The organism is Betaproteobacteria bacterium (assembly GCA_009377585.1).
In the GTDB taxonomy this organism is placed as follows: Bacteria; Pseudomonadota; Gammaproteobacteria; order Burkholderiales; family WYBJ01; genus WYBJ01.
In genome coordinates, this window is sequence record WHTS01000002.1 from 128,053 (window position 1) to 140,129 (window position 12,077).

At 66.2% G+C, this 12,077-nt stretch carries 8 protein-coding genes; 2 read left to right on the top strand and 6 right to left on the bottom strand.

Annotation, left to right across the window (positions count from 1 at the left end):
• Window positions 1–4: 4 nt before the first annotated feature.
• The 4 genes from lon to GEV05_01395 all read right to left on the bottom strand — a co-directional run bounded on the left by lon (window position 5) and on the right by GEV05_01395 (window position 5,335).
• Window positions 5–2,458 (bottom strand): endopeptidase La, encoded by a 2,454-nt coding sequence (gene lon, locus GEV05_01380; protein ID MPZ42056.1) that lies wholly within the window; start codon window positions 2,456–2,458, stop codon window positions 5–7.
• Between the two features lie 11 nt (window positions 2,459–2,469).
• A complete protein-coding gene (locus GEV05_01385) occupies window positions 2,470–2,901 on the bottom strand; it encodes an Hsp20 family protein (protein ID MPZ42057.1) in 432 nt (143 codons plus the stop codon).
• Window positions 2,902–3,103: 202 nt separating this feature from the next.
• Window positions 3,104–3,913 carry an ATP-binding cassette domain-containing protein gene (locus GEV05_01390; protein ID MPZ42058.1) on the bottom strand — a complete coding sequence of 270 codons (810 nt, stop codon included), beginning with the start codon at window positions 3,911–3,913 and terminating at the stop codon, window positions 3,104–3,106.
• Window positions 3,914–3,922: 9 nt separating this feature from the next.
• Window positions 3,923–5,335 carry a M20/M25/M40 family metallo-hydrolase gene (locus tag GEV05_01395; GenBank protein ID MPZ42059.1) on the bottom strand — a complete coding sequence of 471 codons (1,413 nt, stop codon included), beginning with the start codon at window positions 5,333–5,335 and terminating at the stop codon, window positions 3,923–3,925.
• A gap of 708 nt (window positions 5,336–6,043) precedes the next feature.
• Between GEV05_01395 and GEV05_01400 the strand changes: the two genes are divergently transcribed.
• Complete coding sequence (locus tag GEV05_01400) at window positions 6,044–7,492, top strand: DEAD/DEAH box helicase (protein ID MPZ42060.1); 1,449 nt, start codon at window positions 6,044–6,046, stop codon at window positions 7,490–7,492.
• A 150-nt stretch (window positions 7,493–7,642) separates the two neighbouring features.
• Here the strand turns inward: GEV05_01400 and GEV05_01405 are convergent, their stop codons facing one another.
• On the bottom strand, window positions 7,643–8,521 hold the full coding sequence (locus tag GEV05_01405) for an FAA hydrolase family protein (protein ID MPZ42061.1): 879 nt from the start codon (window positions 8,519–8,521) through the stop codon (window positions 7,643–7,645).
• A 403-nt stretch (window positions 8,522–8,924) separates the two neighbouring features.
• On the opposite strand from GEV05_01405, the gene ettA reads away from it, so the two are divergent.
• Entirely contained in the window at window positions 8,925–10,598 is a 1,674-nt protein-coding gene (gene ettA, locus GEV05_01410) for an energy-dependent translational throttle protein EttA (protein ID MPZ42062.1), read from the top strand.
• Between the two features lie 235 nt (window positions 10,599–10,833).
• Here the strand turns inward: ettA and GEV05_01415 are convergent, their stop codons facing one another.
• Window positions 10,834–12,066, bottom strand: coding sequence for a prolyl oligopeptidase family serine peptidase (locus GEV05_01415; GenBank protein ID MPZ42063.1), 1,233 nt, complete (start codon window positions 12,064–12,066; stop codon window positions 10,834–10,836).
• Between the last annotated feature and the right edge of the window lie 11 nt (window positions 12,067–12,077).

Consider the following 12,077-nt stretch of genomic DNA (forward strand, 5'->3'; position numbering starts at 1 on the left):
CGGCTCAGCGAACGTCCGCGGCGCTCAGTTCACCGGCCGCCGGCTCACCGAGCGCCGCATGAACCGCATCGTCGACGGTTTCGAGCCAGATGAACTCGATCTGACTGCGCGCATCCTCCGGCACGTCGGTGAGGTCCTTGCGGTTGCGGGCGGGCAGCATCACGCGCGTGATGCCGGCGCGCAGGGCCGCGAGTACCTTCTCCTTCACACCCCCGATCGGTAACACCAGGCCGCGCAGGCTGATCTCGCCCGTCATGGCGGTATCGCTGCGCACCGGCCGCCCGGTCATGAGCGAGGCCAGCGCAAGAAACATCGCCACCCCCGCGCTGGGACCGTCCTTGGGCGTTGCCCCGGCCGGCACGTGCACGTGGATGTCGCTCTTCTCGAACAACGACGCATCGACAGCGAGCGATTGCGCACGCGACTTGATGAGGCTCAACGCTGCCTGGCCGCTTTCCTTCATCACCTCGCCCAGCTGGCCGGTGAGGATCAGCTTGCCGCTGCCCGGCACGCGGGTCGCCTCGATGAAGAGGATGTCTCCGCCCACGGGCGTCCACGCCAGCCCGGTCGCAACGCCCGGCATACTGGTGCGAAGCGCGACCTCGCTTTCGAACCGGCGCGGCCCGAGAATCTCCTCGAGGTCATTCGGGCCGACGTCCATGCGGGTCGCCACGCCCTCGGCGATGCGCATCGCCGCGCGCCGCATGACCGAACCGATCTCGCGCTCGAGGTTGCGAACACCCGCCTCGCGCGTGTAGTCGTAGATGATCGCGCGCACCGTCTCGTCGCTCAGCGTCACCTGCTCGGGCGCGAGCCCGTTCGATTCCATCTGCCGCTTGACCAGGTAGCGCCGCGCGATCTGCAGCTTCTCTTCCTGCGTATAGCCCGGAAGGTGAATGATCTCCATCCGGTCGCGCAAAGGCCCGGGAACCGTGTCGAGCATGTTCGCCGTGCCGATGAACATCACGTGTGACAGATCGAACGGCACCCCGAGGTAGTTGTCGCGGAAGGTCGCGTTCTGCTCCGGATCGAGCACTTCGAGTAGCGCCGACGACGGATCGCCGTGAAAGCCGCCCGCCCCGAGCTTGTCCATCTCGTCGAGCATCAGCACGCAGTCGTTGGTACCCGCCTTGCGAATCGCCTGGATGATGTTGCCCGGCAGCGCACCGATGTAGGTGCGCCGATGGCCGCGGATCTCCGCCTCGTCATGCGTGCCGCCGAGGCTCACGCGCGCGAACTTCCGCCCGGTTGCCTTGGCGATGCTCTGGCCGAGCGAAGTCTTGCCCACGCCGGGCGGTCCGACGAAGCACAGGATCGGGCTCTTGCCCTCGGGGTTGAGCTTGCGCACCGCGAGGAACTCGAGGATGCGGCGCTTGATCTTGTCGAGACCGAAGTGGTCCTCGTCCAGGACGCGGCGCGCCTCCGCGATGTCAATCTCGCCTTCACTGCGCGTGTTCCACGGCAGCTCCACCAGCCAGTCGAGATAGGTGCGGATCATCGAGTACTCGCCCGCGCCTTCGGGCATGCGCTCCAGGCGCTTCAGCTCCTTGCGCGCCTGCTTGTCGACGTCCTCCGGCATCTTGGCCTCGCCGATGAGCTTCTCCAGCTCCTCGACCTCGGCCGTGCGGTCGTCGGCCTCGCCCAGCTCCTTCTGGATCGTGCGCATCTGCTCGCGCAGCACGTGCTTGCGCTGCTGCTCGCCCAAAGCCTCCTGGGTCTGCTCGCTGATCTGGCGCGTGAGCTTCAGGATCTCCAGGCGGCCGGCGAGCAGCTTGGCGACCTTGTCCATGCGCTCCTTGAGATCGAAGGTCTCGAGGATCTCCTGCTTCTCGGCCACGCGCACGTCGGCGAAGCTCGCGACCATATCGCAAAGCTGGTTGGCCGAATTGAGGCTCTGGATTGCGGCGACCAGCTCGGCGGGGGCTTGCGGCAGCAGTTCGAACACCTCTGCCGCTCGCGCCTTCAAGTTGAGCATGCGCGCTTCGATTTCGGCGCCGTTGACATCGGGCGTCTCCACCGGCGCGATGCGCGCAACCAGGAACGGATAGCCTTCCACGAATTGCAGCACGCGAAAGCGCTGCGTTCCTTGGCAGACCATGTGGTGCACGCCGTCCTCGGTGGTCACGTAGCGCATGATGTTGGCCACCGTGCCCACCCAATGGAGATTTTCCGGCCCCGGCGTATTGACCTCGGGCTGGCGCTGCAGCAGCACGCCGACGGGGCGCTCGGCCCGCAGGGCTTCCTGCGCAGCCGCGATCGAGCCCGGCCGGCCGATGGTCAGCGGGAACACCACGCCGGGGAACAGCACGACATTGCGCGAGGGCACGATGATCATCGCATCCTCGGGCACCGCCTTGCTTTCGCGGCCATGGGCGCGCGCCGCTGCCTCGGCGCCGGCCAGGCTGGCGGTATCGGGCGCATCGACCAATACCGGGGGCTCAACGGGCAAGTTGTTCATCGCGTCCTCGTTCATGGGTTCGGCTTGCGCAATGTGACCAACAGACAGCCATCCTGCAGGGCCGCATGGGAAATCTCCTGCGGCGGGCCCCGGAAGCGCAACCGGCGTACAAATCGTCCATGCGGAATCTCCTTGCGCCGGATGGCGCCGTCGGCGCATCCGTGCGGGATGGTTCGCTCGGCCACGATGTCGAGGCAATCGCCATCGAGGCGGTAACGGATGCGCTCCGAGGGAACGCCGGGCAGTGCGACCAGCACCGTCCAGCTCTCGTCGGTCTCGTAGATATCGACCGGCGGCTCCCATACACCACCCGAATGCTGCGGCTCATCCTGCGTCGATTGCTGTTCCTGCAGCCGGAAGAACTGCTGCCGCAGGCGATCCGCCTCGTCCAGCATGCGAATCGCCTCCGACCACATCCATGAGCGTGCGTAGCGATCATCCATGGTTGCCGAAGTGGGGCCTGGTTCGGGGAAATCAATTGCTGGACGCAATTCCAAGGCCCGATGCCGTACGAAGCGAAGGGTGAAAAGCGAAACGTGAGAGGCGGCGCCCCTTGAGACTCGGGCTCCTCGGAAGTGAAGGATGAAGGGCGAAAAGCCGCGAGATCAGGTTGTTATGCGCTCGGCACCGGCGCCGCGGCCACCTTCACCCTTCCCTCTTCACTCCCAACGCCTCCGCATAATTCCCGCCCGCCAAATGAAACGCCACCGGCCCATCGGGTTCGCCGCGGATGAACTGGTGGACGAGTGGGTCTCCGGAGCGTCGGATCTCCTCGGCCGGACCCTGTGCGGCGACCTTGCCGTTGGCGATGAAGTAGACGTAGTCGATCACCTTCAGCGCTTCCCTCGCATCGTAGGACACCACGATCGACGTCACGCCGAGCGCGTCGTTCAGCTCGCGTACGAGGTTGCCGATCACGTTGCACGCAATCGGATCGAGCCCGGAAAAAGGCTCGTCGTACATGATGAGATCCGGGTCCATCGCGATGGCGCGAGCCAGCCCGACTCGGCGCGCCATGCCCCCGGAGAGCTCCGAGGGCATGAGCCGGGCAGCCCCGCGCAGCCCCACGGCGTTGAGCTTCATCAGCACGATGTCGCGAATCATGCGCTCGGGCAGGTCCGCCTTTTCGCGCATGGGAAAAGCGACGTTCTCGAACACCGACAGGTCAGTGAAGAGCCCGCCTTGCTGGAACTGCATCCCGATTTTTCGCCGCACGCGGTAAAGATCATCGCGGTCGAGTGCATTGATCGCTTCGCCGTCGATGCGCACCGATCCCTGTTGCGGCAGCAGCTGACCCCCGATCAGGCGCAGCAGCGTGGTCTTGCCCGAGCCGCTCGCGCCCATGATGCCGACGATGCTGCCGCGCGCAATGGCAGCCGAAATGCCGCAGAAGATCTCGCGCCCGGGAAAGGAGAAATGGACGTTGTCGATTTCGACGATGGGGCCGGTGGTCATGGGGTTTCGCTAGCCTGCGGTTGCGGCGGTGCGTCCGAGCGGAAGATCGGCCTCGCCCAGATCCCAGAACAGCCCCGACATCATCTGCATGCCCTCGCGCAGTAGCGGCGCCAGCACGTGCTCGTCGGGTGCGTGCTGGCTGCAGCCGGCGTACGAGTGCGGCACCCACAGCGTCGGCAGCCCCAGCACCTCGGCGAAGCACTCGTTCGGCAATGAGCCGCCGAGATTGGGCAGAATCGCGGGCTTCACGCCGGTGGTGCGCTCGATCGACGCGGCGGCCCAGCGTACCCACGGATTGTGCGGATCGAGACGGGTCGCCGCCATGAAGCTCTTGCGCGAGAGCTCGATCTGGACCGCGTCGAAGCCGTTGGCGTCGAGGTGACGGCGCAGCGCGGGCACGAGCGCATCCGGGTCGGTGCCGGCGACGAAGCGGATCTGGCAGAACGCCACCGCCTGCCCCGGGATCGCGTTGACCGGGTTGTCCGGATTGCCGGTGCGGAATGCGAGCACTTCGAACGTGTTCCAGCCGAACACCTTCTCCGCACGCGTGAATCCCGGTTCTCCCCACCAGTCGTCGACGGTGGGCTCGCCTTCGATTGGCTCCACCGGACAGTCCGCCAGGGCCGCGCGCACCGATGCCGGCATGGGCGGGGGCATCAGCTCGCGCGCGAGCACCTGGCCGTTGTGCGACACGATGCTGGCGATGGCGTGCGCGAGCACAATGCCCGGATTGGCGAGCAGCCCGCCCCAGTTGCCGGAATGATTGCCGCCGTCGCGAAAATGCACGCGCAAGGTGATGTTGAGCGCGCCGCGCGAGCCGAGAAACAGAGTCGGCCGCTTCGCGTTCAGGCGCGGGCCGTCGGAGGCGATGAACACGTCGGCGCGCAGGCGCTCCTGCTCGCGCTCGCAGAAGGCGCGCAGCCCGGGCGAGCCCAGCTCCTCGCTGGTCTCCATCAACATTTTGACGTTGAACCCGAGGCGCCCACGGGCCTGCAACACGCAGCCCAGCGCCGCCATGTTGATCGAGTGCTGGCCCTTGTTGTCGGCGCTGCCGCGGCCGTAATAGCGGCTGCCCTCCTCGATCAACGTCCAGGGGCCGAGCCCGCTGCGCCACTGCTCCTCCAGTCCCCGGATCACGTCGCCGTGACCGTAGGTAAGCATGGTAGGGAGCGAAGGGTCTTCGATGCGCTCGGCCACCAGGATGGGGCCGCCGCCTTCCATCGGGTTTTCGAAGCGCTCGGTGTGGAACCCCATCTGCGCGAGCGCCGGAGCGATTTCGCGATCGAGATATTCGTACAGATGCGGCCGGCTCGACGCCACCTGGCTCTCCGAGCGGATCGCGACGCGCCGGCGCAGGTCGTCGATCAACTGGCCCTGGTCGTGATAGGCGGTCGCCTTCGAGATCGCTGCTTCACGCGTCATGACTTGCTCCCTTGGCTCGGCGCGCGGCCGAAGAAAAAAGAGGCCGTGGGATTGCCACGGCCTCGAGTTGCGTCGAATTTCGACTGCCTGTTCTCGCGTCGGCTGGCTCGAGAGCCTGCGCACCGACGGCGAAGTCATTGAAGGTTATGCAGCTCTAGCCCCCTCTCGCCTGGGTGGCGGTGGGAGTGCTTTGCTGCTGTGATCCGTCGGCCGACTTCGCCTTCGCGCCGGTGCAAGCTAACGCGGCACCACTCGTCATCGAAAACACGACAACGGTGGCGATGCTGAGCAATCGACTAGACATCGGATCACCTCCTTTCAGCGAGAACCGGCACATGCCGTGGTGCGACTGTAGCAGACGCCGGCCCGGGTCAGCAAACCGGCGCTTGCGCCGCCCCAATACGGCACTTGCGCCGCCCCAATACGGCACTTGCGCCGCCCCAATAACGGCGCTTGCGCCGCCCTTGTGCGTCTTATCTGCGCTTTGCGCCCCGAGGGGGTTACTGTATAGTGCGCACCCAAGCTCGTCGCCGCCTCATCCGGTCTGCGGTACGTCCCCTTCGCGGTTGTCTCCCAAAACTCCCCGAATCCTTCCACAGCGTTCATCCGCCTGAACCGGTTCTGCGCGCCTCGAGCGCGCAGCAGGCCGATTTCAGGAGATCTGCATTGCATAGTTCGTTCGAAAGTCTCGGACTCGCGCCGGCGTTGATGCGCGCGGTTGCCGAACAAGGCTATACCGTCCCCACTCCGATCCAGGCGAAAGCCATTCCGGCCGTCCTCGCCGGACACGATATCCTGGCTGCGGCCCAGACCGGAACGGGTAAGACCGCGGCCTTCACCTTGCCGCTGCTGCACCGATTGGCGCACGGGGCCACCACCAGCACTTCGCCCGCCCGCCATCCCATTCGCGTTCTCGTGCTCACCCCGACACGCGAGCTTGCGGCCCAGATCCAGGAGAGCGTGCGAGGGTACGGCCGCCATCTGCCGATCCGCTCCACCGTGGTTTATGGCGGCGTGGGCATGACGCCGCAGGTCGACGTGCTGCGCCGGGGCGTGGACATTCTGGTCGCGACGCCCGGTCGGCTGCTCGATCATGCCTCGCAAAAGACCGTCGACTTGTCGCGCGTGGAAGTCCTGGTGCTGGACGAAGCCGATCGCATGCTCGACATGGGATTCATTCGCGACATCCGCCGTATCCTCGCGCTGCTGCCGGCGAAACGGCAGAACCTGCTCTTCTCGGCCACCTTCTCGGCCGAGATCCGGCGTCTGGCCGACGGATTGCTGAACGCTCCGGTCACCATCGAGGTCGCGCGCCGCAATGCCGAGGCCGAGCTGGTGACACAGCGCATCCATCAGGTATCCCAGGATCGCAAGCGCCACGCGCTCGCGCATCTCGTGCGCACCGGAGGCTGGAACCAGGTGCTGGTCTTCACGCGCACCAAACACGGCGCGAACCGGCTGGCCGAGCAGCTCGACCGCGAGGGGATCACGGCCTCGGCGATCCACGGCAACAAGAGCCAGCCGCAGCGGCTCAAGGCCCTGGCCGAATTCAAGCAAGGCGCCGTGCGGGTCCTGGTCGCCACCGATATCGCCGCCCGTGGGCTCGATATCGAAGCGCTGCCGCACGTGGTCAACTTCGACCTGCCGCACGTGGCCGAGGACTACGTCCATCGCATCGGGCGCACCGGCCGCGCCGGCTTGAGCGGGGAAGCGATTTCGCTGGTGAGCCCCGAAGAGCGTTCCGAGCTGGCGGCGATCGAAAAGCTGATCGGGCGCCGGATCGAGCGCCTGCCGATTCCGGGCTGGGAGCCGTCGCACGCGCCGGCAGCGCAGTCCCTGCCGACGCCGGAACGCGCGAAGCCCTTGCCGGCGAACGCGCCGCGGGACCGGGCGCGGAGGCCGAAGGCGAGCACCCCTCGACCCGAGCATCGACCCGAGCATCGGTCCGAGCGCCGGCCCGACCATCGGCCCGAGCGCCAGGCGCCGCGATCGCATCCGGAGAGCTCGGTCATCTCGAGCGAATCGAGGGCGCACGAGCCCCGACGGCCGAATCCGCCGCGCCCGCACGCCGCCGCCCAAGAATCGCGCCCGCCGCAGCGACCACGCGTCGGTGCGCTGCTCGGTGCGCTGCCCGCGGCTCGCGACGAGCGCAGCTAGCGCAATTCCCCTCCGCTCGAGGAGGGGTGTCGGCGCAGCCGACGGGGTGGTGTGGTTTTGCTGTAAACCACCCCGTCCGCGACATTGTCGCGTCCCGCCCCTCCTTGACAAGAAGGGGAAGCAACCAGCGATCTAGACAGGGCCTGCGCGCTACGCCAGGATCACTTCCAGTGTGCCGAGCTTGTCGATCGTGGTCGCGACCTTGTCGCCGGGCTTCAACCACACGCGCTTGTCCTGCGGATAGCCCAGGATCACGCCCGACGGCGTACCGGTGAAGATGATGTCGCCGGGCTTGAGTGTGAGGTAGCGCGATGAGTAGCTCACGATCTGCTTGCAATCGTAGATCATGTCGGAGGTGTTCTCCGACTGGCGCAGCTCGCCGTTGACGTGCGTCTCGACTTGAAGCGCGTTCGGGTTCGGGATCTGGTCGGCGGTCACGAGCCACGGTCCGATCGGGGCGAAGCCATCCTGCATCTTGCCCAGCATCCACTGGCTGGTGCGCATCTGCAGCTCGCGCGTCGAGAGATCGTTGCCGTTGCAGTAGCCGAACACGTACTTGAGCGCATCGGCCTCGCTCACGTTGACCGCCTTGCGGCCGATGACGATCACCAGCTCCACCTCGTAGTCGAACTGGCTGGCCAGATCGCGCGGCAGCACCTTGATCTTCGCCCCGTGGCCGGAAAGCGCGTTGTTGAACTTGCTGAAAAGAATCGGCACCGGCGGGATCGGCATGCCGGCCTCTTCCGCGTGCTTGCGGTAGTTGAGCCCCACGCACAGGATCTTCTCGGGGCGCGGGACCACCGGGCCGAAGCGCGCGCGGCTTTCAGAAACCAGCACGCTGCGGCCTCGCTTGTCGTCGAGCGCCTTGCCGACCAGCTTCGCCAGCGGCGCGCAGTCGGCCCCTTCGATCACGGCGTGGATGTCGGTCGGCGCCTTGATGCGGAAGAGCGCGGAGGCCCGGCCCACGTCCAGGATCCCACGCTCGGTCCGGACACCGAGACCGCCGCTCGCCAGCGTGCAGAACGTCATGTTGCGCGCCCGCATCGCCCGGGCGGGTTTCTTCGTCTTCGTCGCCATCACTCCCTCCGTTGTCGATAGTGTCGTGCGCCCTGCCGGACCCGGTATCCGCTCTCTCGGACTCGGTGTCCAGTATCGAGGACTCCATGTCACGTATCGCGATCAGGTGTCCGATGTTTCGGCCCCAGCGTTCGATGCCTCCGTCGCACCGCCCTCAAGGCGGCGAGTCAATCATACCGGGCAGGGAGCGTCAACGCTCGCTTGCAGGCAGCGCCCGGGATGTAGTGATTGCCTCGCGCCTGGGCGTCGGTTGCTCCGCCCCGGTAGAATGAGACCTCCCTGAAGTCCCGGTCAGGCGCATTTGCTCACATCCGCCGCGGCCGGCCTTGCTTACCCTCTCACTCGGAAATTTCGAATGGCCCAGTTCGTCTACACCATGCGGCGCGTCTCCAGGGTCGTGCCGCCCAAGCGAGTCATCCTCAAGGACATCTCGCTGTCCTTTTTCCCCGGCGCCAAGATCGGCGTGCTCGGATTGAACGGCTCAGGCAAGTCGAGCCTGCTCCGGATCATGGCCGGTGTCGACAAGGAGTACGACGGCGAGGCGATCCCGATGCCCGATATGCGCATCGGCTTCCTGCCGCAGGAGCCGCACCTCGACGAGTCCAAGGATGTGCGCGGCAACGTGGAGGAAGGGATGGCAGAAACGCTGGCGCTCATCCATCGCTTCAACCAGATCAGCGAGCAATTCGCCCAGCCGATGGACGACGAGGCGATGGCGAAGCTGCTGGAGGAACAGGGCGAGCTGCAGGCGAAGCTCGATGCCGCGCAGGGCTGGGAAGTCGAGCGCCGGCTGGAAATCGCTGCCGACGCCCTGCGCCTTCCGCCGTGGGACGCGGCGGTCGGCACCCTGTCCGGCGGCGAGCGCCGGCGTGTTGCGCTTTGCCGGCTGCTCCTGTCCGAGCCGGACATGCTGCTCCTGGACGAGCCCACCAACCACCTCGATGCGCTGTCGGTGCAGTGGCTCGAGCAGTACCTGGAGCGCTATCCCGGCACGGTCATCGCCGTCACCCACGATCGTTACTTCCTCGACAACGTCGCCGGCTGGATTCTCGAGCTCGACCGCGGCCACGGCATCCCGTGGGAAGGCAACTACTCGTCGTGGCTGGAACAGAAGGAACAGCGCCTCGAGATCGAGGCCAAACAGGAAGTCGCGCGCATCAAGGCGATGAAGCAGGAGCTGGAATGGGTGCGCGCCAATCCCAAGGCGCGGCAAGCCAAGAGCAAGGCACGCCTTGCCCGCTTCGAAGAGCTATCGTCCAGCGAGTACCAGGCGCGCAACGAGACCAACGAGATCTACATTCCGCCCGGGCCGCGCCTGGGCGATCTGGTTGTCGAAGCCGAGGGGCTGAGCAAGTCGTTCGGCGACAAGCTCCTGTTCGAGGGGCTGAGCTTCAAGCTGCCGCCCGGCGGCATCGTCGGCGTGATCGGGCCCAACGGTGCGGGCAAGACGACGCTCTTTCGCATGCTGACCGGCCAGGAACAGCCCGACGCGGGGACATTGCGGATCGGGGACACGGTGCAGCTCGCCTACGTCGACCAGAGCCGCGACAGCCTGCGTGCGGACAGGACCGTGTGGGAGGAAATCTCCGACGGGCTCGACAACATCCAGGTGGGCAACTATCAGACGTCCAGCCGTGGCTACGTCGCGCGCTTCAACTTCCGCGGCGCCGACCAGCAGAAGCCGGTAGGCGAGCTATCCGGCGGCGAGCGCAACCGGGTGCATCTCGCCACGCTGCTCAAGAGCGGCGGCAACGTCCTGCTGCTGGACGAGCCGACCAACGACCTCGACGTGGAGACGCTGCGCGCGCTGGAAGAGGCGCTGCTGGACTTCCCGGGATGCGCCGTCGTCATTTCGCACGATCGCTGGTTCCTCGACCGGATCGCGACCCACATGCTCGCCTTCGAGGGCGACAGCGGCGTAACGTGGTTCGAGGGCAACTACGCCGACTATGTCGCCCACCGGCGCAAGCGCCTCGGTGACGACGCCGACAACCCGCACAGGATTCGCTACAAGGGGCTTATGGGGTAACACGGATACACCACACCACCCCGGCGCTGCGCGCCACCCCTCCTCATGAGCAGTATTAGCCCGCAGGCGGGCAGGCGCGGCTAAGAAACCTGGTTGGGTTTCTTGAGAGAGGAGGGGAATGCCTTGGTCATTTGCACGCCATCCCTTCTTATGGCAGGAGGGGAATGCCGGAGTCATTTCCCCTCCTGCCAAGGAGGGGCGGGACGTGCGGCTGCACGGACGGGGTGGTCAAGCGCTACCGCGTGAGCACACTCTCGACCCAATCCCACATATAAGCCACCCCGATGCTCACGTTGTCGATCTGGCAGTGGTGATAGCCGCCCTCCTCGCGCGAGAACACCTTGAGCGTCTTGTTCTTCGAGCCGACCGCGTCGAAGCACTTCTGTGCGATCGCAAGCGGGATCTGTTCGTCGCCTTCGCCGTGCACGAGCAGGAACGGGCAGGTGATTTTCTGCACCACGCCGTCGAGCCGAAAACCTTCCAGCCGCTGCATCGCTTCATCGCGCGTATCGACGTTGAAGATCCACAGCAGATGTCGCCAGGGCACCGATAGCGACGGAGAATTGCCCGCATCCAGCTTATCGAAGCGCTCCTTCCACACCTGCCAGTAGTCCCACTGCGCGCCCCACGCCACGCAGCAGGCGAAGCGTTGCTCGAACGCGCAAGCGCGCGGTGCATAGTAGCCGCCGAGACTGATCGCCATGACACCGATGCGCTTGGCATCGATCTCCGGGCGCGCGGCGAGATACTCGTAGGCGGCAGCTGCGTAGCTTTCGGTGTCGTGACGCAGATAGAGACCGCGAAAGCGCACGCTCTCGCCGTTGCCCGGACCGTCGACGATCAGGCACGCGATGCCGCGCGCGACCAGGTCCGGGACGCCCTTGAAATACTGGATCTCCTTGGTGACATCGAAGCCGTCGAAGAACACCATGGCGGGCGCCTTGCCGGACGACCTGCCCGCGACCGGCTCGGCGTGCACGAGCACGGCCGGCAGGCTGCTTCCCTCGAACGGAATCTCGACGTGCTCGATGCGCGGGCGCGCGAGGTTGCGCGCGGCATCCCGGAAGCATTCGACGCCGCGCCGATAGGCATCGAGCCCCTCGCTCTTGGGCTGCAGAAAGCGCTCGCCGACGTGGTAGTAGTTGGCTGCGCGCAGCAGGTACGTGGCCGCGGTCGCCTTGCGTCCCGCGGTGAGATGCGCGCGCCCCGCCGCCTCCACCGCCGCCGCTTCGCGCGCCCACTCGCGAAACCACGCTGCATCGTCGCCCACACGATCGCGCAGGCGCAGCCCAATCCGGTTCACTTCCCCGATTTCCGCTCCGCCCCACGGCGCGGCGTTGAGCCCGATCAACACGCCGTGCGACCAGCGGTAGTCCTGCGGAAAATACATGAAGGACAATTCTTGCCGCGCGGCCTGGCTGGCAGTCATCGCTTCTCTCCTCCACGGGCATTGCGCGATCGGGGCCATTGTACGCGAGC

What these genes read in the sequence shown, in the direction of transcription:
- GEV05_01400 (MPZ42060.1), top strand. Translation starts at nt 6,044, where the DNA reads ATGCGCGCGGTTGCCGAACAAGGCTATACCGTCCCCACTCCGATCCAG.
- ettA (MPZ42062.1), top strand. Translation starts at nt 8,925, where the DNA reads ATGGCCCAGTTCGTCTACACCATGCGGCGCGTCTCCAGGGTCGTGCCG.
- GEV05_01390 (MPZ42058.1), bottom strand. Translation starts at nt 3,913, where the DNA reads ATGACCACCGGCCCCATCGTCGAAATCGACAACGTCCATTTCTCCTTT.
- lon (MPZ42056.1), bottom strand. Translation starts at nt 2,458, where the DNA reads ATGAACAACTTGCCCGTTGAGCCCCCGGTATTGGTCGATGCGCCCGAT.
- GEV05_01395 (MPZ42059.1), bottom strand. Translation starts at nt 5,335, where the DNA reads ATGACGCGTGAAGCAGCGATCTCGAAGGCGACCGCCTATCACGACCAG.
- GEV05_01385 (MPZ42057.1), bottom strand. Translation starts at nt 2,901, where the DNA reads ATGGATGATCGCTACGCACGCTCATGGATGTGGTCGGAGGCGATTCGC.
- GEV05_01405 (MPZ42061.1), bottom strand. Translation starts at nt 8,521, where the DNA reads ATGACGTTCTGCACGCTGGCGAGCGGCGGTCTCGGTGTCCGGACCGAG.
- GEV05_01415 (MPZ42063.1), bottom strand. Translation starts at nt 12,066, where the DNA reads ATGGCCCCGATCGCGCAATGCCCGTGGAGGAGAGAAGCGATGACTGCC.